Source organism: Streptomyces sp. NPDC057137 (genome assembly GCF_042670825.1).
Taxonomy (GTDB): domain Bacteria; phylum Actinomycetota; class Actinomycetes; order Streptomycetales; family Streptomycetaceae; genus Streptomyces.
Window position 1 is genome coordinate 77,511 of the sequence record NZ_JBHUUW010000022.1, and the last position, 25,258, is coordinate 102,768.

Annotated in this window: 21 protein-coding genes and 1 pseudogene; 14 read left to right on the top strand and 8 right to left on the bottom strand. The window is 70.8% G+C overall.

The genetic code is table 11. The features are described from left to right. Positions 1–257 precede the first annotated feature (257 nt). Positions 258–1,580, bottom strand: coding sequence for an SWF or SNF family helicase (locus ACFT9I_RS19410; RefSeq protein ID WP_382565748.1), 1,323 nt, complete (start codon positions 1,578–1,580; stop codon positions 258–260). Then, positions 1,577–4,825: an SNF2-related protein gene (locus tag ACFT9I_RS19415; RefSeq protein WP_382565750.1), complete on the bottom strand. Its 3,249-nt coding sequence runs from the start codon at positions 4,823–4,825 to the stop codon at positions 1,577–1,579. Before ACFT9I_RS19415 ends, ACFT9I_RS19410 begins: the two co-directional genes overlap by 4 nt. A 164-nt stretch (positions 4,826–4,989) precedes the next feature. Here ACFT9I_RS19415 and ACFT9I_RS19420 point away from each other — a divergent pair, with 164 nt between their 5' ends. Both ACFT9I_RS19420 and ACFT9I_RS19425 read left to right on the top strand, forming a co-directional pair. Next, the gene (locus tag ACFT9I_RS19420; RefSeq protein WP_382565752.1) at positions 4,990–6,069 is read left to right on the top strand and encodes a fatty acid desaturase family protein; all 1,080 of its coding nucleotides are present in this window, start codon (positions 4,990–4,992) and stop codon (positions 6,067–6,069) included. A gap of 125 nt (positions 6,070–6,194) precedes the next feature. Beyond that, on the top strand, positions 6,195–6,377 hold the full coding sequence (locus tag ACFT9I_RS19425) for a hypothetical protein (protein WP_031228443.1): 183 nt from the start codon (positions 6,195–6,197) through the stop codon (positions 6,375–6,377). A 91-nt stretch (positions 6,378–6,468) separates the two neighbouring features. Here ACFT9I_RS19425 and ACFT9I_RS19430 read toward each other — a convergent pair whose 3' ends face one another. The 3 genes from ACFT9I_RS19430 to ACFT9I_RS19440 form a co-directional block, all read right to left on the bottom strand. Then, positions 6,469–7,431: a hypothetical protein gene (locus ACFT9I_RS19430; protein WP_382565754.1), complete on the bottom strand. Its 963-nt coding sequence runs from the start codon at positions 7,429–7,431 to the stop codon at positions 6,469–6,471. A 114-nt stretch (positions 7,432–7,545) separates the two neighbouring features. Then, positions 7,546–7,851, bottom strand: a complete 306-nt coding sequence (locus tag ACFT9I_RS19435) for a hypothetical protein (protein ID WP_382565756.1) — start codon at positions 7,849–7,851, stop codon at positions 7,546–7,548. A 110-nt stretch (positions 7,852–7,961) separates the two neighbouring features. Then, on the bottom strand, positions 7,962–8,561 hold the full coding sequence (locus ACFT9I_RS19440; protein ID WP_382565757.1) for a class I SAM-dependent methyltransferase: 600 nt from the start codon (positions 8,559–8,561) through the stop codon (positions 7,962–7,964). 111 nt (positions 8,562–8,672) lie between these two features. Between ACFT9I_RS19440 and ACFT9I_RS19445 the strand changes: the two genes are divergently transcribed. Together ACFT9I_RS19445 and ACFT9I_RS19450 are read left to right on the top strand one after the other, a co-directional pair. Beyond that, a complete protein-coding gene (locus tag ACFT9I_RS19445) occupies positions 8,673–10,082 on the top strand; it encodes an NADP-dependent succinic semialdehyde dehydrogenase (protein ID WP_382565759.1) in 1,410 nt (469 codons plus the stop codon). A 229-nt stretch (positions 10,083–10,311) separates the two neighbouring features. After that, a complete protein-coding gene (locus tag ACFT9I_RS19450) occupies positions 10,312–11,109 on the top strand; it encodes a SigB/SigF/SigG family RNA polymerase sigma factor (RefSeq protein WP_382565813.1) in 798 nt (265 codons plus the stop codon). Between the two features lie 91 nt (positions 11,110–11,200). On the opposite strand, the gene ACFT9I_RS19455 is transcribed toward ACFT9I_RS19450, so the two are convergent. Beyond that, complete coding sequence (locus ACFT9I_RS19455; protein WP_382565761.1) at positions 11,201–13,174, bottom strand: ATP-binding cassette domain-containing protein; 1,974 nt, start codon at positions 13,172–13,174, stop codon at positions 11,201–11,203. A gap of 575 nt (positions 13,175–13,749) precedes the next feature. On the opposite strand from ACFT9I_RS19455, the gene ACFT9I_RS19460 reads away from it, so the two are divergent. Next, the gene (locus ACFT9I_RS19460) at positions 13,750–14,169 is read left to right on the top strand and encodes a roadblock/LC7 domain-containing protein (RefSeq protein WP_382565763.1); all 420 of its coding nucleotides are present in this window, start codon (positions 13,750–13,752) and stop codon (positions 14,167–14,169) included. A gap of 96 nt (positions 14,170–14,265) precedes the next feature. Further along, entirely contained in the window at positions 14,266–15,303 is a 1,038-nt protein-coding gene (locus ACFT9I_RS19465; RefSeq protein ID WP_382565765.1) for a DUF6397 family protein, read from the top strand. Positions 15,304–15,359: 56 nt separating this feature from the next. Here ACFT9I_RS19465 and ACFT9I_RS19470 read toward each other — a convergent pair whose 3' ends face one another. Further along, positions 15,360–16,346, bottom strand: coding sequence for a fibronectin type III domain-containing protein (locus tag ACFT9I_RS19470; protein WP_382565767.1), 987 nt, complete (start codon positions 16,344–16,346; stop codon positions 15,360–15,362). Between the two features lie 199 nt (positions 16,347–16,545). Between ACFT9I_RS19470 and ACFT9I_RS19475 the strand changes: the two genes are divergently transcribed. From ACFT9I_RS19475 to ACFT9I_RS19495, 5 genes are all read left to right on the top strand, one after another. Next, a complete protein-coding gene (locus ACFT9I_RS19475; protein WP_382565769.1) occupies positions 16,546–17,340 on the top strand; it encodes an SDR family NAD(P)-dependent oxidoreductase in 795 nt (264 codons plus the stop codon). Between the two features lie 10 nt (positions 17,341–17,350). Continuing rightward, positions 17,351–17,881, top strand: coding sequence for a GNAT family N-acetyltransferase (locus ACFT9I_RS19480; protein ID WP_382565770.1), 531 nt, complete (start codon positions 17,351–17,353; stop codon positions 17,879–17,881). Positions 17,882–18,241: 360 nt separating this feature from the next. Continuing rightward, entirely contained in the window at positions 18,242–19,093 is an 852-nt protein-coding gene (locus tag ACFT9I_RS19485) for a glycoside hydrolase family 19 protein (protein ID WP_382565815.1), read from the top strand. Positions 19,094–19,255: 162 nt separating this feature from the next. Continuing rightward, the gene (locus tag ACFT9I_RS19490) at positions 19,256–19,780 is read left to right on the top strand and encodes a tyrosinase family oxidase copper chaperone (protein ID WP_382565772.1); all 525 of its coding nucleotides are present in this window, start codon (positions 19,256–19,258) and stop codon (positions 19,778–19,780) included. Positions 19,781–19,801: 21 nt separating this feature from the next. Beyond that, on the top strand, positions 19,802–20,668 hold the full coding sequence (locus tag ACFT9I_RS19495) for a tyrosinase family protein (RefSeq protein ID WP_382565774.1): 867 nt from the start codon (positions 19,802–19,804) through the stop codon (positions 20,666–20,668). Positions 20,669–20,780: 112 nt separating this feature from the next. On the opposite strand, the gene ACFT9I_RS19500 is transcribed toward ACFT9I_RS19495, so the two are convergent. Next, positions 20,781–21,053, bottom strand: coding sequence for a chaplin (locus tag ACFT9I_RS19500; RefSeq protein WP_382565776.1), 273 nt, complete (start codon positions 21,051–21,053; stop codon positions 20,781–20,783). 217 nt (positions 21,054–21,270) lie between these two features. On the opposite strand from ACFT9I_RS19500, the gene ACFT9I_RS19505 reads away from it, so the two are divergent. The 3 genes and pseudogenes from ACFT9I_RS19505 to ACFT9I_RS19515 form a co-directional block, all read left to right on the top strand. Next, on the top strand, positions 21,271–22,749 hold the full coding sequence (locus tag ACFT9I_RS19505; RefSeq protein WP_382565779.1) for an MFS transporter: 1,479 nt from the start codon (positions 21,271–21,273) through the stop codon (positions 22,747–22,749). Then, complete coding sequence (locus ACFT9I_RS19510; RefSeq protein WP_382565781.1) at positions 22,746–23,411, top strand: TetR family transcriptional regulator; 666 nt, start codon at positions 22,746–22,748, stop codon at positions 23,409–23,411. Before ACFT9I_RS19505 ends, ACFT9I_RS19510 begins: the two co-directional genes overlap by 4 nt. A gap of 247 nt (positions 23,412–23,658) precedes the next feature. Next, positions 23,659–25,254, top strand: a pseudogene (locus ACFT9I_RS19515) (SpoIIE family protein phosphatase); the annotation flags it as partial. Positions 25,255–25,258: the final 4 nt, after the last annotated feature.

A 25,258-nucleotide genomic window follows, 5' to 3' on the forward strand; every position in this document is an offset into this window, starting at 1 on the left:
ACCGGGCAAGGCTCCCGCCGGCCGATTCAGCCCCGCCGGCGCCTTGAGCCCGATGGACCTGTTCAGCCCCGCCGGCGTTTGAGGTCGCGGGGCCGGGCATCTTCAGCCTCTCCGGCGTTTGAGGAGCGGGGTCCGGGGCGGAGCCCCGGTTGTGGGAAGGGGCGGGTAGGGGAAACAGGCCCGCGCAGCGCCCCACCCCACCTCCTACGCCTTCAGCGTTCCGGGACCGTCGGACCGGCACAGTCAGACCGCCGCCGTCAGACCTCCGCCCCCAGGCTCGCCAACGCCGACGCCGGATCGAGGGCAGGCGGCCCCGAAGGGGCCCAGCGGGCCCGGACCTTGCGGTACGGCCACCAGCGCCCGTCGCGCCCGTAGCGGAGCTGTGCGTCCCCTCCCACGACCGTCCAGCGGCCCGCCACCCCCGGGCGCAGTCGCGGCCGTTCGCTGTCCTCCCAGGCCCCCGCCAGGTCCGCCTTCGCGCGCGCCAGCGCCTCCGGCTCCGGCTGCCACTCCTCCTCCAGTACGGCGAGGGCCGCCGCGCCGCCGTGGCGCCAGGCGTCCACCGCCAGGTCCAGTTCGGCGCGCTGCCGGCCCGTGCCCCCGGCGAGCCGTACCGCGATCAGCGGATCGCCGCACGAGGCCGCCAGCCGGACGGCGTCCTGGCCGGGTGTCAACTCCACGTCGAGCGGCTGCCGTTCGTGCCCGGCGGCGACCGCGTCGACCAGCAGCCGCAGCGCGCGGCCCGCCGCGTCGCCCGCCAGGAACTCCAGGGCGTCCGCGTCGATCCCGGGCGGTGGCTCCGCCTCCGTGTCCAGGGACGGCGGCAGGCCCGGCTCCTCCGGGACCGGCGGGGGAGGCGGCAGCGGCGGGAGGATGTCCCGCGCCGCGAAGGCCTCGTCCGCGCGTATCCCCGCCGGCTCCTCGGCGCTCCCGCCGGCTTCGGCCGTGCCCTCGGCCGGGCTCTGGTGCGTGCGCGCGGCCCGCGCCGAGCGCACCTGCAACTCGTCGAGCAGCTGCCGCTCGCCCCGACCACGCATCAGTAGGAGGACGAACGGATCCTCGTCCAACAGCCGCGCCACCTGATAGCACAGGGCCGCCGCGTGCGGACACAAGTCCCAGGCGTCGCAGGCGCATTCCGGCTCCAGGTCGCCGATGCCGGGCAGCAGTTCCACCCCGGCGCCCGCCGCGTCCTCCACAAGATGCGGCGGCATGTCCCGGTCCAGCAGCGCGGCGATGTGCCCCGCGCGCTCGACCGCCATGTCCAGGAACCGGTCCCACTCCTCCGTACTGAGCTGCTGCAGCAGCACGTCGCTGCGCTGCGCCGTGCCGTCCGTGTCCCGTACGACGGCCGTGATCCTCCCGGGCCGTACGGACACCGCGCCGACCGCCCCGGCACGGGCCTGCTTGCGTCCCTTCTTCAGCTGCTGCAAGTCGAGCGCCGTGTCCTCAAGGGCCTTCAGCCAGGCCCGTCCCCACCAGGTCTGCGCGAAGGCGCGCCCCTGCGCGGGCGGCAGGGCGGCGAAGACGCGCTCGGTCCCGTCCCCACCGCGACCGCCACTACGGCTGTCGGCTCCGCTCATCGCGCACTCCCTCGCAGCTCGACCAGATCGGCCAGCTCGTCGTCGGTCAGTTCGGTCAGTGCCGCCTCGCCGCCGGTGCCGAGGACGGAGTCGGCCAGTTGCTGCTTGCGCGCCAGCATGTCGGCGATGCGGTCCTCGATCGTGCCCTCGGCGATCATGCGGTGAACCTGCACCGGCCGGTTCTGGCCGATGCGGTAGGCGCGGTCCGTCGCCTGTGCCTCGACGGCCGGGTTCCACCAGCGGTCGAAGTGCACGACATGCTCGGCGCGGGTCAGATTGAGACCGGTGCCCGCCGCCTTCAACGACAGCAGGAAGACGGGGACCTCACCCTCCTGGAACCGCCGCACCATCACTTCGCGCTGCTGAACAGGTGTGCCGCCGTGCAGGAACTGCGTCGAGACGCCGCGTGCGGCCAGATGCCCTTCGAGGAGCCGCGCCATCTGTACGTACTGCGTGAAGACGAGCACGCTCGCCTCCTCGGCGAGGATCGTGTCGAGCAGTTCGTCGAGCAGCTCGACCTTCCCCGAACGCCCGGCGACACGCGGCGAGTCGTTCTCCTTCAGGAACTGCGCGGGGTGGTTGCAGATCTGCTTGAGCGATGTCAGCAGCTTCATGACGAGGCCGCGGCGTTCCATGCCGTCCGCCTCCGAGATCGCCGCGAGGGTTTCGCGTACGACGGCCTCGTAGAGTCCCGCCTGCTCCGTGGTGAGTGACACCGCGCGGTCGGTCTCCGTCTTCGGCGGCAGTTCGGGCGCGATGCCCGGATCCGACTTGCGGCGCCGCAGCAGGAACGGCCGTACCAGCGCGGAGAGCCGCTCCGCCGCACCGGGGTCGCCGCCCTCGACCGCCTGCGCGTAACGCGTACGGAAGGTGGCGAGCCGGCCGAGGAGGCCCGGCGTCGTCCAGTCCAGGATCGCCCACAGCTCGGAGAGGTTGTTCTCCACCGGGGTGCCGGACAGGGCGACGCGCGCCTTGGCACCGATGGTGCGCAGCTGACCGGCGGTCGACGAGTACGGATTCTTCACGTGCTGCGCCTCGTCGGCGACGACCATGCCCCACTCGGCCGCGGCGAGCTTCGGCGCGTCCAGGCGCATCGTGCCGTACGTCGTGAGCACGAACTCGCCGTCCGCGAGGTCGTCCAGGCCGCGCGACGCGCCGTGGAAGCGACGCACCGGTGTGCCGGGTGCGAACCGCTCGATCTCGCGCTGCCAGTTGCCCATCAGCGACGTCGGACAGACCACCAGGGTGGGTCCCGCCGCCGACTCGTCGCTCTGCCGGTGCAGATGGAGCGCGATGACCGTGATGGTCTTGCCGAGCCCCATGTCGTCGGCGAGACAGCCGCCGAGACCCAGTGAGGTCATCCGGTGCAGCCAGTTGAGGCCGCGCAGCTGGTAGTCGCGCAGCGTCGCCGTCAGGGCCGCCGGCTGGCCGATCTCCAAGTCCGTGCCTTCCGGGTCGGCGAGGCGGTCGCGCAGCGCCGCGAGCCAGCCCGACGCCTCCACCTCGACCCGGCGCCCGTCCACCTCGGTGGACCCGGTGAGTACGGCTCCGAGCGCGTCGACCGGGGTGAGCTTGCGGTCCTGGCTCTCCCGGGCCCGCCTGGCCTCCTCGGGGTCGATGAGGACCCACTGGTCGCGCAACCGTACGACGGGGCGGGTCGCCTCGGCGAGCCGGTCCAGCTCGGCGCGGGTGAGTTCCTGGTCGCCCAGCGCGAACCGCCAGTTGAAGGCGAGCAGCGCGTCGGCGGACAGGAAGGACGGCAGGTCCGAACCGCCGTTGTCCGAGCGCCCGCCCCCGGGCGTGTCGTCCTCGTCGCCGTGGGCTCCGTCCGGCGTGTCGTGCCGCCAGGAGCCGGGCCCGTCGTCGCCGGGCGGACCGATGACGGCACGCGCCGTCAGCTTCCGGGCCAGTGCCTTCGGCCAGTGCACCTGGACACCGGTGGCGGCCAGCGCGCGCGAGGCCTCCCCGAGCAGTTCGGTGACCTCCTCGTCGGCGAGGTCGATGGCATCGGGCACCGTGGCCGACAGGAGAGGCGCCAGCGGGGGCCAGGCGCGTGCGGCGCGCCTGAGCGCCAGAAGGGCGTCCATCCGGGCCCGGGGGCCGAACGCCTCGCCCGAGGCGTCCCTGGCCCCCGTACCGGCCCACACCTCGCCGGCGTCGGCGACGACCGTCGGATCGCTGACGCTGTGCATCTGTAGGACAGCCCGGAACGCGGGGGCGGATCCGAGAACGTCGCTGTCGGGGAAGTCGCCTTCAGTGGAGGCGCCGTCGTAACGGTCGCCGTCCCCACGGCCACTGTTCGGTACGGCGGCCAGGCCTGGCAGCTCGATCCGGAGTGACAGCCGCACGCCCGCGTCGTGCCCGGCCGCCACGTCGGCGGCCCAGCCGCGCAGTTCGGGCAGCCGACGCGGCTCCGGCGCGGCGAAGGCGGGCGATCCGGTGGCGATCGGCGCGGCGGGAGTGCGTACGAGACCGTCGGCGACCGCGTCGAGGAACTGCCGCAGCAGCCGTTCCGGCTCGGGGAGCAGGAGCGGGCCCGTCGCCGTGGCGTCGAGCGGTACGGCGTGCGCGGCGGGCGGCATCGAGGCGGCGAGCGCGCGGATGCGCTCCAGGTCGTCGGCGGCGACGGGCCCGGCCCGCCAGGCGTCGTGGCCGTCCGTCGAGAGCCCGGGCAACAACTTGCCGCGCGCGGCGAGTTGCAGGGCGAGCAGGGACGCGGCGCCCCAGAAGGCCGCCGCGGGCGAGGCGTGCGCCGAGGCCCTGGCGCGGGTCAGCACGGGCAGCGCGTCCCGTACGGGCAGGGACAGTGCCGGGACGGTACGGAGCCGTACGTCGTCGCCGACGACGGTCAGGTCCTCGACGGAACCGGTCGACCCGGTCGACCCGGACGGGTCCGGCGAGCGCGGTGAGTTCTGCGAGGCCGCTGTGTCCGGCAGGGCGGGCGCGCCGGGCAGGTCGGGCAGAGCGTCGCCGTCCGGGTGCCAGAAGGCGATCCGGCCGGCGCGGGCGGGGTCGGCGGGCACGAAGAGCGCGTGGCAGCGGGCGAGTTCGGCGATCTGGGAGGGCGTAGCCGCAGGGGGCCTGTGTACGGCGATGACACATTCCTCAAGTTTGACTAGTGAAGGTGGAGCGGCCGAGGGTACCTCGCGCGGAACGCCGTTGGGTGGCACCGGACAGTGACAAGAATCATGGGCCGGGACGGGGGTGTAGGCAGCACCACCCCCCTGGGCGGGAATAACCCCCATCGCCTCGGGGTGTTGGCCGCATGGCTTTGGAGGGCCAACTCCGCGTACGTTTCTCCCGATCGGCGCGATCAAGCTCCAACAGCGCCACTCGAACAGCCCCACAGCCCTGCCATTTTCTACCTAAACGATCTACACGATCGTCGGCCTACAGACCGGAGACCGACATGTCCCAGGCCCCCGCAGAAGTCGCGGAGACCACCAACCCCGGCCCCCCCGCCGCCCGCACAGGCGGCAGCGACTTCGCGCCCCTTCTGCGGACGATCCGGGAGCAGGGCCTCCTCGAACGGCGGACCGCCTGGTACGCCCGGGGTATCGCCGTCAACCTGATCGAACTGGCGGCGATCGTGACCGGCCTGGTGCTGATCGGGGACTCCTGGTGGGCGCTGCTCCTGGCCCCGGCACTGGCGCTCGTGTCGGCCCAGATGTCGTTCATCGCGCACGACGCGGGCCACATGCAGATAGCGACCACTCGCGGTAGGAACCGTCTCGTACAGCTTTTCCACGCCAATCTTCTGCTCGGAATGAGCCAAGACTGGTGGAACGACAAGCACAACCGGCACCACGCCAACCCCAACCACCTGGAGAAGGACCCGGACGTCGGTGCCGACATCCTCGTCTTCGCGCAGCACCAGACCGGCGGCCGCAAGGGATTCCGCCGCTGGCTCACCCGCCACCAGGCCGTGATGTTCTTCCCGCTGACGACGCTGGAGGGCATCGCCCTCAAGGTGTACGGATTCCAGTCCGTCTTCTCCCGCGCCAATCAGCGTCAGAAGCCGCGTGAGCGCTTCCTCGAAGGCTCACTGCTCGTGGTGCACGTCATCGCCTACCTGGCGCTGCTGTTCACGACGCTGAGCGTCGGCCAGGCCGTCGTCTTCTTGCTCATCCACCAGATGATCTACGGCCTCCACCTGGGCATGGCGTTCGCGCCGAACCACAAGGGCATGACGATCCCGACCGAGGAGGAGTTCGCGAGCTGGGGCCACCTGCGGAAGCAGGTCCTGACCTCCCGCAACATCCGGGGCGGGTTCTTCACCGACTGGTTCCTGGGCGGCCTGAACTACCAGGTCGAGCACCACCTCTTCCCGAGCATGCCCCGTCCCCACCTGAAGCTCGCCCAGCCGGTGGTCCGCGCGTACTGCGAGGAGATGGAGGTCGCCTACGTGGAGACGAGCCTGGTCGACTCGTACCGGCAGGCACTCGGACATCTGCACGAGGTAGGCGCGCCGCTGCGCGAGGCGGCCTGACTCCGCGAGACCGAGAGCCGCTCACCGGGGCGCCGCGCACGTCCGCGGCGCATAGTGGAACTGGCGGACGCCCGCGAGCGTTCTATCAGCAGTGAGCGGCTTCGGCCGCGGAGGAGGCGTCGAAAATGTCGACTAGGGCAAAGATCGCTGTCGGGGGAGTGGCCGTCGGTCTTCTCCTGATTCCATTCATCGGATTCTGGATGTCGCTGCTGGTGGTGCTCGGCGTGCCCGCGGTGGCCTATCTGATGCTCGACCCGTCGCAGCGTCGTCGGCTCAAGCGCATCACGCGCAAGGAGATCGGCCGCTGACCCGGCGCTGACCCGCGGAGGGCCCCGTCCGCACACCGGACCGTGCCATTGGTCCGGTACGCGTACGGGGCCTCGTGAACTGCGGCGCCGGTCAGGACGGGCGGACAGCGATCTTGTCGAGCGCTTCGAGGAGCTTCGGCAGCTCGGGCCCGCGGCCCACCGGCAGTACGTCGTTCGGTTCGTCGTCCAGCAGGATGTAGGCGATGTCGTCGGTCCTGGCGACGAGGGACCAGCCCGGTCCGTCGGCCCGCAGCATCCGCGCGCCGGCGGGCGCGAAGCCGGAGCGGACCCGGCCCGGCGGAGGAGACGACTCCAGGTAGCCGTGCAGCTCCTTCAGTACGCGGCGTACGCCGTCGTGGAGGCCCCCGAGGTTCCCGGGGCCACCTGGGCCGCCGTCCTCCGTCGCGTCCGACGAGGGCTTCTCCGCGGCGGCCTCATCGGGGTCACCGTCGCCGCCCTCGTTCTCGGCGGATGCCGTATCCGTATCCGCATCACCGTCCGTGTCCGTGTCCTCGTCCGGCTGCCGAGCGTCCGCGCGCTGCTGCTCGTCCTCGGAGTCGAACTGCGCGCGCCACGCCTCCCACTGAAGCGCGATCTCGTCCGCGCCGAGACGGCGCTGCGCCGCCCCCCAGCTCGCCGTGTCGGGCGGTGCGAGCGGCGGTCTCGCCCCGTCGTCGTCCGCGCCCGGCTCCGGATCGGGATCGTGCGGCGCGGGGATCCCCGGCGCCGCGACCGAGAGCGCCAGCGGCCAGCCGGGAAGCGCCGCGACCACCGTCCGTTCGTCGGGAGACAGGTCGTACTCCATGCCGCAGTCCCACGCGGCGATGGCGACGGCCACCAGCGACACGTCGTCGACGGCCACCGTCCAGCGCGCACCGGTGCCGTCCTGGCCGAGCACCAGCCCGTACCCGCGGTCGTACGGCTCCAGCGCAAGCGCCGCGCACGCCTCGGGGAAATCGTCGCCGAGCACGCTGGGGAACTGCGCGGGTGTCAGCAGTACGGCCGACAGCACGAACAGTGCGTCCTCATCGGCGGATTCGTCCGTACCTGTCACGGCACCTCCCCATCCGATCGGTCGTGTCCGATCGGTCGTCGGCGCACCTTAGCCAGTCGGCCGCCCGGCCGTCGAGAGGTTGGTGGGCGGCCCGCGCGCGTCCGGGTCCCGCCGTCACGCGGCGGGCAGCCCCAGGAGGCTGCGTGCCACCGTCTGGGGCGACTCGTCCCGCTCCCGCGCCAGCGCGATCACGGCCCGGCACGCCAGCTCGCTGACCCCGAAGGACAGCGCCTCGGGGGAGACCCAGCCGGACGCCTCGTCCATCCGGTCCTGGTCGTCGTCGGCGGTCGCCGCGACATAGGTGGCTGCCGCCTCGAAGAGGTTGGGCTGCCGTGTCCGGCTCCGGGACGACGCGGCCGGCTCGGCGACCGGCGCGGCGGTCCGGTTCGATACGAACAACCGACGCAGCTTGTCGAACATCGTCCGTCCACCTTCCGCACATCCCTCGGGGACCCCGCCTCCTACGTAGGTTCGATACCCGTTCACGTGGCGGTGCACTCGGTACGGCTCGTCCCGGCCGACCGGGTGGCTCAGCCCTCGTGTACGGCGAGCGCGAGGAAGCGGTCGTCCTCGTCAACGTACGAGACGAGCCGCCAGCCCGCCCCCGCGAGCAGCGGACGCAGCATGCCCTCGGCGCGGAGATCGTCCGGTGTGATCCGCCGGCCCTGCCGGGCGGCCAGCGCGGCCCGCCCGATGGGGTGGAAGAGCGCCAGCCGCCCACCGGGCCGTACGACCCTGGCCAGCTCCCGCAGATTTGTGGCGGGCTCCGGCAGATGGGCGATCAGCCCGGCGGCGAAGACCGCGTCGAGGGAGTCCGCGCGCAGAGGCAGGCGTGCCACGTCGGCGAGCAGCAGGGTGCCGACCGCGTCGCGACCGCTCCGAACGGCCGCCGCGAGCATCTCGGGGGTGAGATCGGCGCCCAGCACCGTGCCCTGTGGCCCCACGGCGTCCCGTAGGGCCGTCAGCGCGCGCCCGGTGCCGCAGCCCGCGTCCAGGACGCTGTCGCCGCTACGCAGCCCCATGCCGGCCGCCGCGGCGGCATAGGCCGGGCCGTCGTCGGGGAAGCGCGCGTCCCAGTCCGCCGCCCGGACACCGAAGAATTCCTGTACGTGCGTGTGGTCGTGGGCCATGGGTACATGATCCCCCGCCGCGTACGGCCTGCCCCGCCCCGCCCTGCCCGCGTTGCGGGCCCGCGCCTGCCGCGCGAGTGTCGAAGCACCGAGTCAGAGGAGGACTGTCCCATGCCCATCGCCACGGTCGATCCCGCCACCGGCGAGACCCTGAAGACGTTCGACGCCCTGGGGTCCGACGAGATCGAGCGGCGGCTGGCCGCGGCTGCCGCGGCCTTCGACCGGTACCGCACCACGGACTTCGACCGCCGGGCCACGCTGATGAACCGCGCCGCCGACCTTCTTGAAGAGGATCAGGACGAGATCGCCCGCACCATGACCACCGAGATGGGCAAGCCGATCGGCGCCGCGCGCGCGGAGGCGGCGAAGTGTGCCAAGTCGATGCGCTGGTACGCGCGGCACGCGCGGGAACTGCTCGCCGACGAGCACCCGTCGGCCGCCGACGTCCAGGACTCCGGCGCCGCACGCGCGTACGTCCGCTACCGCCCCCTGGGCGTCGTGCTGGCGGTCATGCCGTGGAACTTCCCGCTCTGGCAGGTCGTACGGTTCGCCGCCCCCGCCCTCATGGCGGGCAACGTCGGTCTGCTCAAGCACGCGTCGAACGTCCCGCAGACCGCGCTGTATCTCGACGGCCTCTTCAGGAGGGCGGGTTTCCCCGAGGGCTGCTTCCAGACGCTGCTCGTGGGGTCCGACGCGATCGAGGGCATCCTGCGCGACAGCCGGGTGGCCGCGGCGACCCTGACCGGCAGTGAGCCGGCCGGGCGCGCCGTCGCCGCCGTCGCCGGCGACGAGGTGAAGCGGACCGTACTGGAACTCGGCGGCAGCGACCCGTACATCGTGATGCCGTCCGCGGACATCGACCGGGCCGCGCGGATCGCGGTGACCGCCCGGGTGCAGAACAACGGGCAGTCCTGCATCGCGGCCAAACGCTTCATCGTGCACGCCGACGTCTACGACGCGTTCGGTGAACGCTTCGTCGCCGGGATGCGGAAGCTGACCGTCGGCGACCCGATGGACGAGTCCACCGATGTCGGCCCGCTCGCCAGCGAACAAGGCCGCGCCGACCTGGAGGAACTGGTCGACGACGCGGTCAACCGAGGCGCGATGGCCCGCTGCGGCGGGCGGCGTCCCGACGGGCTGAGCCGCGGCTGGTACTACGAACCCACCGTCCTTACGGATGTCTCCGCCGACATGCGTATCCACCACGAGGAGGCGTTCGGTCCGGTGGCCACCCTGTACCGCGTGGCCGATCTCGACGAGGCGGTGAGCGTCGCCAACGACACCCCGTTCGGTCTCAGCTCCAACGTGTGGACGCGCGACGACGAGGAGGTGCGGCGCTTCGTGACCGACCTCCAGGCCGGCGGTGTCTTCTTCAACGGGATGACCGCCTCCCACCCCGCGCTCCCCTTCGGCGGCGTCAAGCGCTCCGGCTACGGGCGGGAGTTGTCGGAACACGGGATCCGCGAATTCTGCAACGTCACGACCGTCTGGCACGGTGCCGAGCCGGACGACAACGGCTGACGGACCGGCCGCGCCGGCGCGCCGCGAACTCACCCTCGGACTCGGACCCGCACGTGAACCGCCCCTGAACACCCCCTGTTTGCCTGGGATGTTCAGGGGCACACGCTGTTCGTGCTTCGGACAGGAGGCACGTCCGTGGAGCGGCGTACCGCTCCGGGCGTCGCCCGGCGGCCGGCCGTGTGCTCCCCCGGTGTCGACGGCCGCGTCGAGCGAGGAGCTGAAGAACATCATGACCCCTCGGGTGATGGCCTACCGGGTGCGGCACGAGGACGTGCCGGACACCTCCGAGGCCTTCGAGCGGGCCGCCGGACTGCCGGACGGCCCCGAGAAGGACCGGACGCGCGGGGAGATCGTCTGCGCCTGGCTCCCGATGGCCGACCGGCTGGCAGGCAGGTTCCGGCACCGGGGCGAAGCCCTGGAGGATCTGCGGCAGGTCGCCGCGATCGGACTGGTGAAGGCCGTGGAACGGTACGACCCGCATCGGGGCACCGCGTTCGAGAGTTTCGCCGTTCCCACGATCACCGGGGAACTCAAGCGGCACTTCCGGGACCGGCTCTGGTCCGTCCATGTGCCCCGGCGGGTGCAGGAGTTGCGGAGCCGCGTGCGTGACGCCCGCGACGAACTGGCCCAGCGGCACGGGATCATGGCACCGACGGTCGAGGAGATCGCCTTCCACACGGGGATGACCGAGGGCGAAGTGGTCATGGGTGTGGAGGCGATGGACTGCTTCAGCGTGCTGTCGCTCGACGCGAGCCTGTCCGCCGCCGCGGACGAGGGCCCCACACTCGGTGACTCCCTCGGCGCCTGGGACGAGGCGCTGGACGCGGTGATCGACCGCGAGTCGGTCAAGCCGCGGCTGCGCAGGCTGCCCGACCGGGAGAAGAAGATCCTCTATCTGAGGTTCTTCCGCGGGATGACCCAGAGCAGCATCGCCGAGGACCTGGGGATCTCACAGATGCACGTCTCCCGGCTGATCAACGACTCCTGCGCGCGCATCCGTAGGGATGTGCTGCGGGACGCCGCGTAGGCCGGCGACGGGCGTCGGTCCGCCGCTGCCGTGTGGTGGCCGGTTCGTCCCTGAGCGCCGACCGTGCGGCGCCCAAGGACGAACCGGCGGGTCAGGACGGTTTCGCGGCGGATCCGCCCTGGTGCGGGACACCGGGTCCGGCGCCTTCCCCGTGGCCGTACTGCTCCGCCTGCATGTGGAACATCGAGGCGTATCGGCCACCGGTCGCCAACAGGCTCTCGTGGTCGCCCTGTTCGACCAGCCGGCCCTCGTGCAGCACGTAGATGAGGTCCGCGTACCGCACCCCGGACATGCGGTGCGTGACGAGCACGACGGCCCTCCGCTCGTCGGCCAGCCCCCGGATCCGGTCGAAGGCCGCGATCTCCGAGCCCGGATCGAGGGCCGACGTGGGCTCGTCCACCACGATCACCTGGGCGTCCCGGTAGTGGGCACGGGCCAGGCCGAACTTCTGCCACTGCCCGCCGGACAGCTCGGACGCCCCGCGGAACACGCGGGCCAGCAGGGTGTGGAAGCCCTTCGGCAGACTCTCGGCGATCCGGTCCGCCCCCGAGTACCGCGCCGCCGCGGCCAGGTCGCCGTCGGCGGCGTCGGGCCGGCCGATCTCGATGTTCGCCCCGGCGGTCACCGGCCAGCGCTCGAAGTCCTGGGTGAGCAGTGACACCCGGTCGAAGATCTGCTCGCGGTCCGCCTCGGCGACGTCCACGCCGTCCCACGCCAACCGTCCGCTGTCGGGGAGGTGCAGCCCGGCGAGGAGCTTCACGAGCGTGCTCTTCCCGGAACCGTTCTCACCGACCAGGGCGACCACCGAGCCCATCGGGATCGTGAGGGACAGCTCGGTGAGCGCGGGTGTCTCCCGGTCCGGATAGCTGAAGGACACCCCTTCCAGGGTGATCACCGTCGTGGGCTCGGGGATCGGGAGGCCGCCGGACGGGATGGACCTGTTGCCCGCTTCCGCGAGGAACCGTTCCATGTCACGTACGTACAGAGACTCCTCGTGCAGCGAGTTCGTGGTCAGCACGAGAGCGCCCAGGCTCGCCGAACCCGAGCGGACGGCGATCACGGCGGTGCCCGCGACGGCCAGCTCCATCCGCCCCGACATGATGAGCGCGGCCATCGCCCCGTACGTGATGAGCGCGGCCACGCCCGACAGTGCCGCGGCGAGCAGTTCGGTGGCGGCCTTGTCCTTGGCCAGCCGCGTCGCCTCGGTCTCCGCGCTCTCGGCCATGTTGCGGTAGTGCCGCAGGAGGAAGCGCCCCACACCGTGCACCCGTACCTCGTGCGCGGCGGAGCGGGAGATGAGGAGGCCGGCGATGAGACGGCTGGCGCGCAGATGCTCCACCCAGGACATCACCGACAGATACCGCCGCTGGGACACCCGCATCGCGCCCCAGCCGCGCGGCGCCGCGATCAGCAGGAGCATCGGCAGCAACAGCGGGTGCAGCACGGTCAGCACACCGCCGACGGCGAGCAGCGAGATGACGCCGTTCATGGTGGCGACGCAGGCACCGACCATCCGCCTCGCCGACGGCGGACCGTGCTGCGCGGTGTCGATCAGGCGGCGGAACTCGCCGTCCTCGATCGCCTCCAGCTCCACCCGGGCCGCGGCGCGTAAGTACTGCTCGTTCGCGGCTCGTTCCACCTTGGGCTCCAGCCGGCCGGCCGCCGACGTCGACCACGACGCCAGGAGCGCGCCCGCCACCGCGACCACCGCGCCCACGATCAGGGCGGGCACCGCGTCGGAGACACGGTCGGCGGCGCTTCCGCCGGCCAGGAGCGAGCCGAGTACGGAGTTGACCACCAGCAGACCCAGCGCGGCCGTCAGCCCCTGGCCGGCCTCGGCGACACCGACGGTCACCAGCGCCGGCCGGTCCGTCCGCCACGCGAGCCGCAGGGTGCCCGCGACCATTCTCGGCATCGAGCGAACGGCGGACAGCATGCTGACTTCGAGATAGGCCCACTCGTGGTCGGCCCAGCCGGTGTCGTAGCGGAGTGGTCCGCCGAACAGCTCGCGTTCGCTGTCCGACACCGCGCTCTCGGCGGGCCTGGGACGCTTCAGCAGCCTCATGACGCGCCACCCCCGGCGTCAACCTGACGCATCGCGGGCCGGGCGGAGCGCGACCGTCTCTCGAACGCGCGGTGAACGTCGAAAGGCAGGGAAGTGAGCTTCATGGTTCCTCCGGGAGCGACGTCGATGTGCGGGGCGTTGGATGAACGCTGCTGATCAAGTGGCCGTAACGGGGGGAGTGGTGCGAATTCTCGACGGAAATCTCGCGTTGACCGCAGAGATGAACAGACGTGCGTGAAAGTGGCCGTAATCCTGTGTTCGCTTCACTCCCGTGTGACAAGTGGCCCGATCGAGGGACGGCGTTGCGGTGGTGAATTGGCGGAAGCGGCGCCTTGGCGCCGGAGGCTGCGGAGGGGGAGCGGTCTGTCGTCGGTGGTGGGGCGAGGAGTTGCGAAGGCATACAGCCGGGCCCGGTGATGATCGTTCCGACCGACGGGAACGGCCGGTTCCGTCTGACGCTCCGAGGTCCCTGGACCGCTTGCCCGTGAGCAGTCGGTGCGCGAGGCTGGGCGACCGACGGGGGAGATACGGGGCACAGGGCGCGGTACCTGTCTGAACGGGGAGAGTGGTCACGAATGGCGTTGGAAGACGGACTTGACTGGCTTCTGGAGGATCTGACCGGTCGGGTCGAGCCGATACGACACGCGCTCGTGCTGTCCAACGACGGGCTGGTGACCGGGAGCAGTTCCGGTCTGGCGCGTGAGGACGCCGAGCACCTGGCGGCGGTCTCGTCCGGTCTGCACAGCCTCGCGCGGGGATCCGGTCGGCACTTCAACGCGGGCAGGGCGCGGCAGACCATGATCGAGTTCGATGACGCGCTGCTGTTCGTCACGGCCGCCGGGGACGGCAGTTGCTTGTGCGTGCTGAGCGACGCGGACGCCGATGTCGGCCAGATCGCCTACGAGATGACTCTGATGGTGAATCGCGTCGGTGAGCATCTCGGTATCGCGGTGCGGCAGTCGGGGCCCACGCACACGACGGTCACGGACGCCTGAGCGCTGCGGGGAAGTTATCCACAGGGCAAGCGGGATTCTTGACGCGGAGATACGATCGTCACCGAGAGTAGTCAATCACTCGCGGGGGAGACGTCGATGTCTGTCATGGAAATCTCGGAAACACTCGCCGCCGGCCGGGCGGCGCAGGAACTACGCCTGAGGCGGGGCGAGTTCGAACTGGCCACGCAGTTGGGCCATGTCCGTACCGTCGGTGGGTCCGTGAGCGGCCGGCGCAGGGTCGCGCGGGGTGAGGTCGAGCGGCTTCGGCGGGCGGCGGGCTTCCCCGACGCGCTGCGCGAGCGGGTGCGGACGGTGGGTACGGCCGAGGGGGCGGAGCTGATGGACATCAGCCCCGGCCGCTTCACCCGGCTCGCGCGTGCGGGGTATCTGGTGCCGGTGCGCTTCTATCTCAATCGGTATCGAGCGGTCGTCTGGCTCTATCTGGCCGAGGAGCTGCGGGCACTCGCGAGCAGTGAACCGGGTCTGCTGACGGGCCGGTTGCCACAGGGGAAGACGCACTCACGAGCGCGCTCGGAGCCACGGACGCCGACCGGCGGTTCCGACGCCGACATCGATGCGGCTGAACCGGCCGAGGCGACGGCGGGGGAGGACTGTCGTCCGCGCAACTGGCGTGGCCGTCGCATCGGTCTTCTGCTGCACGAGAGCGACGACCGGTGGGAGCGTGCGGCGATCGTCGGTTCCGTGCTCGATCCGGTCCAACTCGCCGAGCTGGTACCGGATCCGTACGAGCGCGCGTCTCTGAACCGTCTGCGGCCGGACCTCGCGCCGGGCCGTCCGGGATCGGAGGCGGGGCGCGAGGCCGTACAACGGCTGCTGACCGCCGATGATCCGGACGAGATCAGCTGGCACCGGTCCAGCCTGACGGCGCTGCTGGCCGACGCCCGGCGGGACCGGGAGGCGCCACGCCCGAGCGGCACGACGTCCGAGCCGGCACGAACGCCCGAACCGGTACGGGCATCCGCACCGGCACCGGCTTCCGTGCCGGTACGGACAGTTGAACCGGTCCTGCATAGTGGCGGGCGGGGGCGTCCGTTGCTGACCCGGCTGAGGATCAGGCGGAACCGGGACCGGGAGGCTGCCGCCGTGCTTCGCGGCGGCAACGCCGACGGGTGAGGCCCAGCCCGACCCGAACTGAATCGACCCGACCCGACTGGTTCGGTCCCGCTCGGTCAGGACTTGGCTTTCTCGCCGGTGACCATGGTGAGTTCAGGGGAGAAGCTGCCCCACTCTCCGTCCGGCAGCTTCGCGCGGATCTTCACCTTGTAGCTGACGCCGGGCTTCTTGCCCGCGAAGACGCTCTCGGTCGTCTTTCCCACGGGCGGCTTGTTGCCCCAGACCAGTGTGGTGGTCAGCTTCCCGTTGAGATGGATCTCGTACGAGGGCACCTCACCGTCGACCTCGGGCGGCAGCCACGACAGATCGAGGTAATACGCGCCCTCCTTGACGTTCTTGTGGCGCGCGACCTTGAAGCTGAGCGGTGCGGTGTCGGGGTCGTCGCCCGGCCCCTTCGGGGTGCTGATCTTCACCGGGTCGCTGGCCGGCGAGGTGTTGTCGGCGGCGTCGCGGGCCTGGAGGGTGAAGGAGTAGGCGGTGCCCGGGCGTAGCCCCGTGACCTTGGCCCTGGTCTCACCGCCGCTCACGCTGTGGATTTTCGAGCCGCCCTGAAGGATGTCGTACGAGGTGATGCCCTGGCCCTTGCCCGGTGCGCTCCAGGTCAGCTCGGCGCCCTTCGAACCGTCGTGCTTGCCGCGCAGCTTCACCGGTTTCGCCGGAGCCTTCTTGTCCTCGGCGGTCACCGCGGGCGTGGTGACGGGTTTCTTCTGGCTGTGCGGCGAGAGGTTGCCGGCTGCGTCCTTGGCCCGCACGGAGAACGAGTAGGCGGTGGACGGCTTGAGGCCCGTGACATCGATCATCGTCGTGTCGGCGGGAACGTCCTTGACCTTGTCCTTCCCGCGGTAGACGACGTAGCCACTGACCGCGACATTGTCCTTGGCCTGGGCCCACATGACGTGTGCGGACAGCGCGCTGCCGGCCTGAACGCTGAGGCCGGTCGGTGCCGATGGCGCCTGCGAGTCCTTGTCGTCACCGCCGCCGCAGGCGACGAGAGTGAGGGCGGTAGCGGTAACGAGCGCGACCTGGGTGGGGGTCCGTCGCACGATCGTCTCCTCCGTCGAAAGCAAGGGGCAATGGTCTAGACATATATGACACACTGTCGGGTTCACTTCAAGAGGCAGTGCCAGTCGTAATCCGAACTCAACGGAGGCCGACACTCCACCACGGCCCCACCGACCGTGCCGCACACGGGCCCCCGCGCACAATGACCTTGGCCCACCAGACAGCCGGAAGGAACTGAACGTGCAGATCGACCTCGCAGGCAAGACCGCTCTGGTCACCGGCTCCACCCAGGGCATCGGGGCGGCCATCGCGACCGGGCTCGCCCGCGCCGGAGCGCGCGTCGCGGTGAACGGACGCTCCGAGAAGTCCGTGGCCGCCGCCCTCGACAAACAGCGCGCCGCGTCCCCCGACGCCGAGTTCCTGGCCGCACCCGGTGACGTCTCCACAGAGAGCGGCGCCGAGCAGGTCCTCGAAGCCGTGCCACAAGTGGACATCCTCATCAACAATCTGGGCATCTTCGGTTCCCGGCCCGCGCTGGAGATCAGTGACGACGAGTGGCGGCGCTACTTCGAGGTCAATGTCCTCGCCGCCGTCCGCCTCACGCGCGCCTGCCTCGGCGGGATGACCGAACGCGGCTGGGGGCGGATCCAGTACATCGCGAGCGACTCCGCGATCGTCGTCCCCGCCGAGATGATCCACTACGGAGTCTCCAAGACCGCCCTGCTCGGGGTCTCGCGAGGCTTCGCGAAGGCGGCGGCGGGGAGCGGCGTCACAGTGAACTCCGTACTCGCGGGGCCCACCCACACCGGCGGCGTCGAGGACTTCGTCTACGAACTCGTCGACAAGTCCCTTCCCTGGGAGGAGGCCCAGCGCGAGTTCATGCTCAAGCACCGGCCGCAGTCGCTGCTCCAACGCCTCATCGAGCCGGAGGAGATCGCGAACATGGTCGTCTACCTCAGCTCGCCTTTCGCGTCGGCGACCACCGGGGCCGCGGTCCGTGTCGACGGTGGATACATCGACTCGATCGTTCCCTGATTCCCGATTGATGACAGGATGGCTCGCTGTGCAGACCAACACACTTGTCGTCCGTCGCGCGGTGACCGCCGACGCGTCCGACATCTCCGGACTGTGGCTGAGATCCTTCGCGGCCGCCCTCCCGAGCGTCACACGCCCCCACAGCGAGCAGCAGGTGCACGCCTGGATCCGAGACATCGTCCTGCCGACCCAGGAGACCTGGGTGGCGACCGCCGGGGAGGCGGTCGTCGGCATGATGGTGATCGAGGGCGGCGATGTCGACCAGCTGTATCTCGATCCGGACCACCGGGGCTGCGGCATCGGCGCCCGCCTGATCGACCTGGCGAAGCGGCGCCGGCCGGACGGACTGTCCCTGTGGACGTTCCAGATCAACGGCCCGGCCCGGCGCTTCTACGAGCGCCACGGCTTCGTCCCGGTCGAGAAGACCGACGGCAGGGGCAACGAGGAGAACGAACCGGACGTCCGCTACTGCTGGTATCCCGAACCGGGCGGCAGCGCCATCCCGGCGCCTGCGGGGGAGTCGGACCCGGCCGCTCACTGACGGCGGGCAGTCGTACATCCGGCGCCGCCTGCCGGCCAGGGGCGAGATCGCGTCACATCCGTGGCGCGACCCAGCCAACTCCCCTTGCGGTGAGGGTCAGTTGAAGGACGCGGTTCCGCCTCACGGTGACCGGCGTGGCGGACATGCCCTGCTCACCGATATCGAACAGGCGGCGCGCGTCGGCCGATTCGCGAGCGGACCGGCCGAAAATCGTCAGTTGGTCTAGACCTTGACAGGTAGTAGCGATTCCGGTTTGGTTCCCTCACCCCCATGGCGGCCGTCGCTCAACGACGGCCGCGCGAAGGAGTGAGTCGCTTGCGACAGCGAATCCTTGCACTGTTCACCGCACTGGTCTCGGCCATGGCCCTCGCGGTGTTCCTACCCGCCTCGACCTCGGCGGCAGCCACCTCGGCCGCCGCGTGTACCACCGGCTGGAACGCGTCCACCGTCTACTGGGGCGGCGACACCGCGTCGTACAACGGCCGCAATTGGACGGCGAAGTGGTGGACCCAGAACGAGAGACCCGGCACGGTTGACGTCTGGGCCGACAACGGCGCCTGTGGTGGCGGCCCGACGGACCCGCCGCCCACGGGTGGCTTCGTGGTCAGCGAGTCGCAGTTCAACCAGATGTTCCCGAGCCGGAATTCCTTCTACACCTACAACGGTCTCAAGGCCGCGCTGAGCGCCTACCCGGCCTTCGCGAACACCGGCAGCGACACCATCAAGCGCCAGGAGGCCGCGGCCTTCCTCGCCAACGTCAGCCACGAGACCGGCGGCCTCGTCCACATCGTGGAGCAGAACACGGCCAACTACCCGCACTACTGCGACACTTCGCAGTCGTACGGCTGCCCGGCCGGCCAGGCCGCGTACTACGGCCGCGGCCCGATCCAGCTCAGCTGGAACTTCAACTACAAGGCCGCGGGTGACGCCCTCGGCATCGACCTGCTGAACAACCCCTGGCTCGTCCAGAACGACGCGGCCGTCGCCTGGAAGACCGGCCTCTGGTACTGGAACACCCAGAACGGCCCCGGCACCATGACCCCGCACAACGCGATGGTCAACAGCCGTGGATTCGGCGAGACCATCCGCAGCATCAACGGAAGTCTCGAATGCAACGGGGGCAACCCCGGTCAGGTCCAGAGCCGGATCGCCAAGTACCAGAGTTTCGTCCAGATCCTCGGCACCACGCCCGGCGGCAACCTCAGCTGCTGAGTCCGGAGCGTCACTACGACAATCGGACGTAGTTCAGAGAACTGTTCTGCGACCTCCTCGTTGACTGGTTCGGGGCAGAGGCCCATCTGCCCCGAACCAGATCAGTGTCCGTGCCCCGCCGCGTACGTGTGGCGGGGCACGGCCGACGAGTGGAGGTTCGCCATGGCAGGCGGTACCAAGCTGGAGCCGGGGCCCGTTGGGGCACGGCCCGCGGAGTCCCTGGCCCTCGTGCCACCCCAGTCGCACCAGCCCCATGAGCCGCCCGCGTCACCGATGCCACAGCCCTCGCCCCCGCCTCCGCCCAGCCGCACCCGGCGTCTCTTCCTGCGCGCGGCATTCGCCCTCGGGGCGATCGGCGGAACGGCCGCGGCCCTGACGCCCATCTTCCGGGCCGACCCCCGCAGGACCGCCGCACCGGCCGCACCGGCCACGGATGGCGCGGCTGCCGACGGCCCACCGCCCGGGGAGCGCTTCGACGAGATGTACGGCGGCCGGCACATCCAGGGGACGGAGGCCGACGTCCGTATCGACGGCCGGCCCCTGCATCTCATGCGCCGCGCCGACAGCAGCTACGTCAGCGTGGTCAATCACTTCGAGTCGTTCCCGACGGCGCTCGCGACCGCCCGCGCGGCGGTCGACGACCTCGGCGGTGCCCAGCTCTCGCTCGCCGGACCGGCACTTCACTGACCGCAGGGAGGACCCTCCACGGTGCACATCAGAAAGAATCAGCGGAATCTCACCAGCGCGGAGAAGAAGCGCTTCGTCGCCGCAGTCCTGGAACTCAAACGCCAGGGGGACTACGACGGCTTCGTCCGCCAGCATGTCCAGTACTACCGGGCCGACGGCGACGACGGGCTCCGGTCCGGACATATGGCGCCCTCGTTCCTGCCGTGGCACCGCAAGTACCTCCTGGAGTTCGAGCGGGCGCTTCAGCGCGTCGACCCCAAGGTGACGGTGCCGTACTGGGACTGGACGACCGACAACACACCGGCCGCGTCCCTCTGGTCCGAGGACTTCCTCGGCGGCGACGGCCGTTCGTCCGACGGGCAGGTCACGACAGGGGCGTTCGCCTACGGGGCGGGCAACTGGAACATCAATGACGGGGTGCTGGAGCGGAGGTTCCTCGTCCGGGCCTTCGGCCGCCCCACCTCCCCGATCGCGCTGCCCACCAAGGACGAACTGGCCTGGGCGATGGACGAGTCGGTCTACGACGCCGCGCCCTGGGACTCCACCGTCACGCGCGGTTTCCGCAACCGCCTCGAAGGCTGGACGGCGGGCAACGACAAGACGCGGTGGCGCAACCACAACCGTGTCCACCGGTGGGTGGGCGGCCAGATGCTGGGTGCGACCGCGCCCCATGACCCGGTCTTCTGGCTCCATCACGCCTTTGTCGACCTTCTCTGGGACCGCTGGCAGAAGAAGCACCCGAAGTCGGCCTATCAGCCGCAGCGCAAGCTGGGCGGCGACGATCCACAGCGCGGCCGGGCGATCAGCGTGGACGAGCCGATGCCGCCGTGGGGGACGAAGCCGTCGGAGATGCTCAGCCACCAGAGTCTCTACCGCTACGACGCCTGAGTCGGGCGGGTCCCCGGCTCCCACGCACAATGGCCTCCCGCATGAGATGCGGGAGGCCATTGCCTCATGTCTCAGTCACACCCGGGGACGTACGTCCCCGGGTGACGGAGGCTCAGCGGCCGTAGCCACCCTCGTGGTGCTTGCTGTCGACGTTGACGCACTGGTTGCCGAACGCCGGGTTGAGCAGGCCGATCACGTCGATGGTGTTGCCGCAGAGGTTCACCGGGATGTGCACGGGGACCTGGACCAGGTTGCCGGAAAGGACTCCGGGCGAACCGACGGCCGCGGCCTCGGCGCCGGCGTTGGCAGAGGCCATACCGGCACCGCCGGCCAGCACGGCGCCCGTGCCGGCGAGAACAGCAGCGGCCTTCGCAATACGCGACATCAAGTTTCTCCTTGAACGTTTCGAGCACAGCCGCACGATGCGCGGCCTTCACGCACGTTCAACGCGCAAACTCACCCTCGGTAACGAAATTGAGCCAATCGGTGAGAGAACGGCATGTGACAAAGGGGTGCACGGCTGTTTACCCTCGGGGTGAACGCTTGTGCACCCCCTTCGCGATGTGCGGTCACGGAGGCCGCGGCAGAACAACGGAGACCAGATGCCCGCAGGAGAGATACCGAAGCCGGAGCCCGTGGAAGGGCAGCGCCGGCGCTGCCTCGTCGCCGTACTGGCCTTCTGCGGCGTCGTGGTCGCCGTGATGCAGACGCTGGTCGTGCCCCTCCTGCCGCATGTCCCCGCCCTGACGGGCAGCACACCGGCGGCGGCGAGCTGGCTCGTCACGATCACACTGCTGACCGGCGCGGTCTTCACGCCCGTACTCGGCCGCGTCGGCGACATGTACGGCAAGCGCAGGGTCCTCATCGCCTCGCTCGGTGTGCTCGTCGCCGGTTCGGTCCTGTGCGCCGTCAGCTCCCACATCGGTGTGCTGATCGCCGGCCGGGCCCTCCAGGGCGCGGCGCTCGCCGTCGTACCGCTCGGCATCAGCATCATGCGCGACGAACTCCCGCCCGCGCGGCTGCTGTCCTCCGTCGCCCTCATGAGCTCGACCCTCGGGATCGGCGCCGCCGTGGGACTGCCCGTCGCCGCCCTCGTCGTACAGAACTTCGACTGGCACACCATGTTCTGGGCCTCGGCCGTTCTGGGGCTGGTCGACATCGTCCTCGTCCTGTGCTGCGTTCCGGAGTCCCCACTCCACTCCCGGGGCCGGTTCGACGTCATCGGCACGCTCGGCCTCTCCGCGACCCTCGTCAGCCTGCTGCTCGCCGTCACCCAGGGCGCGGACTGGGGCTGGACCTCCGTGCGCACCGTCGGCCTGCTGGTGGCGGCCCTCGTCATCGGTCTGCTCTGGGGGGCGTACGAGCTGCGCACCACGTCCCCCATGGTCGACCTGCGGGTGTCCGCGCGCCCGGCCGTGCTGCTGACGAACATCGCCGCCCTTCTCATCGGCTTCGCCTTCTACGCGAACTCCCTGGTCACCGCGCAGATGGTGCAGGAGCCCACAAGTACCGGCTACGGAATCGGCGCGTCCATCGTCGTCGGCGGGCTGTGTCTGCTGCCCGGTGGTCTCGCCATGGTGGCGCTGTCGCCGGTGTCGGCCAGGATCTCCGCGAAGTACGGCCCCAAGACGGCGCTGGCGCTGGCCGCCGCCGTGATGGCGGTCGGGTACGTGGTGCGCTTCTTCACCAGTCACAGCCTGTGGCCGATCATCGGTGGCGCGACCGTCGTCGCGGCGGGCACCGCCATCGCCTACTCCGCCCTGCCCGCGCTCGTCATGCGCGCGGTGCCGGCGGGCGAGACCGGCGCCGCCAACGGCCTCAACACCCTGATGCGGTCCGTGGGGCAGGCCTTCTGCAGCGCGGTGGTCGCGGCCGTGCTCGCCAACATCACCTTCCAGGCCGGCGGCCGTACCGCCCCGACCCTCCACGCTTACCTGCTGGTCTTTCTCATCGCCGCAGGCGCGGCCCTGCTCGCCCTGGCGGTCACCCTGTGCCTGCCGGGCCGGGCGATGGCGGCCGAGCCGGGTACCGTCGGCAAGGAGCACACAGCAAGCCGTACGTTGGCCGAGGAGAGCGCATGACGACGACCGGGCGTGCGGCCGACGAGACGACGGACCCGGGCGAGGAGTCCGGCGCGGAGAGCGGCACGGAGAGCGGCGCGGCGAAGTCGAACGGCGCGGACCCCGCAGACGACTCCGCCGCGGAACCCGGTACCGGTCGTCTCGCGATTCTGCGGGCCGCGCGGCGCGCGTTCACCCAGCGTCCGTACGCCGAGGTGACCATGCGGGGCATCGCCGCCGACGCGGGCGTCAGCGCCTCGCTCATCGTCAAACGCTTCGGCACCAAGGAACGCCTCTTCAACACCGTCGCCGACTTCGGTCCCGCCGCGGACAGACTCTTCGCCGCGCCGCCCGCCGACCTCGGCAGACACCTCGTGCTGACCATGGTCCGGCTACGGCGCGAGAACCACTCCGACCCCCTCCTGCGCGTCGTCTTCTCGCTCGGCAACATGGACGAGCGGACCCTGCTGCGCGAGCGCTTCCGCGAGCAGGTCACCGCACGGCTGGCCGGTCTCATCGGCGGGGAGCAGCGTGAGCTGCGGGCGGAGCTGATCACCGGCCAGCTCCTCGGTCTCGGTGCCACCCTCAGCCTCCACCGCCCCGGAGCCGGTGAGCGCGCCACCCCCGAACAGCTGGCGGACCTCTACGCGCCCGCGCTCCAACGGCTGATCACCGGTCACTGAGCGCGCGCGGAACCGGGCACCGGCTCGTACCATTTCGTACCGGCCCATATCGTCCGCTTGCGGTCCGTACCGGTGCCGCGCACACAATTGACAGCAGAAGGTAGGGAACAAACCGACCTGCCGTGCCCGCGACTGGGAAGAGGGGCCCGTGAGTGTCGACCCGCCACCCGGCCTCCCCCTCCCCGACCGGCCCGACCAGTCCGATCAGCCCGGTCCGTTCGCACCGGACTGGCCCGCCGGCCCCGACCTGACCCTCGCGTTCAACCGCATGGGCAGCTTCGACATCGACCTCCGCAGCGAGCGCATGCATCTGGATCCCGGCGCCCTCGACGCGTTCGATCTGCGCCCCGACGAGTACGACGGCCACATGGCGGTCGCCAACCGCGTGCCCGCCGATGAGCTGGAGCGCCTGGACACGCTGATCCGGCGGGCGCTGGAGAGCGGCAGGGAGATCTACGGGGCGTACTTCCGGATCCGCTGCCGCGACGGATCGCCCCGCTGGCTCCACACCCAGGGCCGTCTCGTACGCGGTACGACAGGCGACCCGTACCGGGTCATCGGCATCGTGCGCGACGCCACCCGCGAGCTGGACGACGCCGCCCTGCGCACCGAACTGGTCGAGACCCGTCGCCGGCTCACCAGCATGGTCCGCCGTGTCACCGCCCTGCTCGCCCGCGCGACCACCATGAACGACGTCACCGACGCGCTGAAGGACACCGAGGCGCTGAGCAACCTCGGCGCGGTGAGCGTCATGCTCGGCGTCGTCGAGAACGGACGTGTCCATACGGTCACCGAGGGGCGGCTGGGTCTGTACGTCCCGGAACTCCAGTACACGCGGATCGACGCGCCATTCCCGATGAGCGAGGTCGTCCGGACGGTACGGCCCCGCTACATCACCTCACGCGAGGAGTTCCGGCGCTGTTTCCCGCCGCTCTGGGAGCACATCGAACACCTCCCGGTGGCATCGGGCGCCTATCTGCCCCTGATCGTCCAGGGCCGGACCATCGGCGCCCTCGGACTGCTCTACGCCCGGCACGGCGGTTTCACCGGCGAGGAACGCAACCTCCTGGTCACGCTCAGCAGCAGCATCGCCCAGAGTCTCCAGCGCGCGATGCTCTTCGAGCAGGAGCACGATCTCGCCGAGAGCCTGCAACAGGCCATGCTGCCGCACCGTATCCCCGAGGTCCCCGGCGCCCGGATCGCCGTCCGCTACCGCGCGGCCAGGGCCGGACGTGACATCGGCGGCGACTGGTACGACGTGATCCCGCTGCCCGGCGGCCGGGTCGGTCTGATGATCGGTGACGTCCAGGGGCACGACACGGACGCCGCCGCCGTGATGGGACAGCTGAGGATAGGGCTGTGGGCGTACGTCTCCGAGGGGCACTCGCCCGCCACGGCGATGGCGCGCGCCTCCGCCTTCCTCCACGAGCTGGACACCGAACGCTTCGCCACCTGCACATACGCGGAAGTCGACCTGTCGACAGGAGCACTCCAGATCGTCCGGGCGGGCCACCTCGAACCGATGGTGCGCCGCCGCGACGGCAGGTGCGTCACCATCGACACCGAGGGCGGCCTGCCGCTCGGGATCGTGAACGGGCCCGATCGGCGCGGCGGCACCGACTACCCGGTCACGCGGGCGACTCTCGCTCCCGGCGACACCCTGCTCATCTACACCGACGGGCTGGTGGAGCGGCCGGGAGCCACGCTCGACGCGGGTCTCGACCGGCTCGCGCGGGCCGTACAGGACGGCCCCCGGGACACCCAGGAACTGGCGGACCGTCTCGGCGACCTGGTGGGGGAGCACGGCGGCGGTGACGACATGGCCCTGCTGCTCATGCGCAGGGAAC

Excerpts from the sequence above, each read along its gene's own strand:
- ACFT9I_RS19410 (WP_382565748.1), bottom strand. The coding sequence starts at position 1,580 with ATGAGCGGAGCCGACAGCCGTAGTGGCGGTCGCGGTGGGGACGGGACC.
- ACFT9I_RS19415 (WP_382565750.1), bottom strand. The coding sequence starts at position 4,825 with ATGGGGGTTATTCCCGCCCAGGGGGGTGGTGCTGCCTACACCCCCGTC.
- ACFT9I_RS19420 (WP_382565752.1), top strand. The coding sequence starts at position 4,990 with ATGTCCCAGGCCCCCGCAGAAGTCGCGGAGACCACCAACCCCGGCCCC.
- ACFT9I_RS19425 (WP_031228443.1), top strand. The coding sequence starts at position 6,195 with ATGTCGACTAGGGCAAAGATCGCTGTCGGGGGAGTGGCCGTCGGTCTT.
- ACFT9I_RS19435 (WP_382565756.1), bottom strand. The coding sequence starts at position 7,851 with ATGTTCGACAAGCTGCGTCGGTTGTTCGTATCGAACCGGACCGCCGCG.
- ACFT9I_RS19440 (WP_382565757.1), bottom strand. The coding sequence starts at position 8,561 with ATGGCCCACGACCACACGCACGTACAGGAATTCTTCGGTGTCCGGGCG.
- ACFT9I_RS19445 (WP_382565759.1), top strand. The coding sequence starts at position 8,673 with ATGCCCATCGCCACGGTCGATCCCGCCACCGGCGAGACCCTGAAGACG.
- ACFT9I_RS19450 (WP_382565813.1), top strand. The coding sequence starts at position 10,312 with ATGACCCCTCGGGTGATGGCCTACCGGGTGCGGCACGAGGACGTGCCG.
- ACFT9I_RS19455 (WP_382565761.1), bottom strand. The coding sequence starts at position 13,174 with ATGAGGCTGCTGAAGCGTCCCAGGCCCGCCGAGAGCGCGGTGTCGGAC.
- ACFT9I_RS19460 (WP_382565763.1), top strand. The coding sequence starts at position 13,750 with ATGGCGTTGGAAGACGGACTTGACTGGCTTCTGGAGGATCTGACCGGT.
- ACFT9I_RS19465 (WP_382565765.1), top strand. The coding sequence starts at position 14,266 with ATGTCTGTCATGGAAATCTCGGAAACACTCGCCGCCGGCCGGGCGGCG.
- ACFT9I_RS19480 (WP_382565770.1), top strand. The coding sequence starts at position 17,351 with ATGACAGGATGGCTCGCTGTGCAGACCAACACACTTGTCGTCCGTCGC.
- ACFT9I_RS19485 (WP_382565815.1), top strand. The coding sequence starts at position 18,242 with ATGGCCCTCGCGGTGTTCCTACCCGCCTCGACCTCGGCGGCAGCCACC.
- ACFT9I_RS19490 (WP_382565772.1), top strand. The coding sequence starts at position 19,256 with ATGGCAGGCGGTACCAAGCTGGAGCCGGGGCCCGTTGGGGCACGGCCC.
- ACFT9I_RS19500 (WP_382565776.1), bottom strand. The coding sequence starts at position 21,053 with ATGTCGCGTATTGCGAAGGCCGCTGCTGTTCTCGCCGGCACGGGCGCC.
- ACFT9I_RS19505 (WP_382565779.1), top strand. The coding sequence starts at position 21,271 with ATGCCCGCAGGAGAGATACCGAAGCCGGAGCCCGTGGAAGGGCAGCGC.
- ACFT9I_RS19510 (WP_382565781.1), top strand. The coding sequence starts at position 22,746 with ATGACGACGACCGGGCGTGCGGCCGACGAGACGACGGACCCGGGCGAG.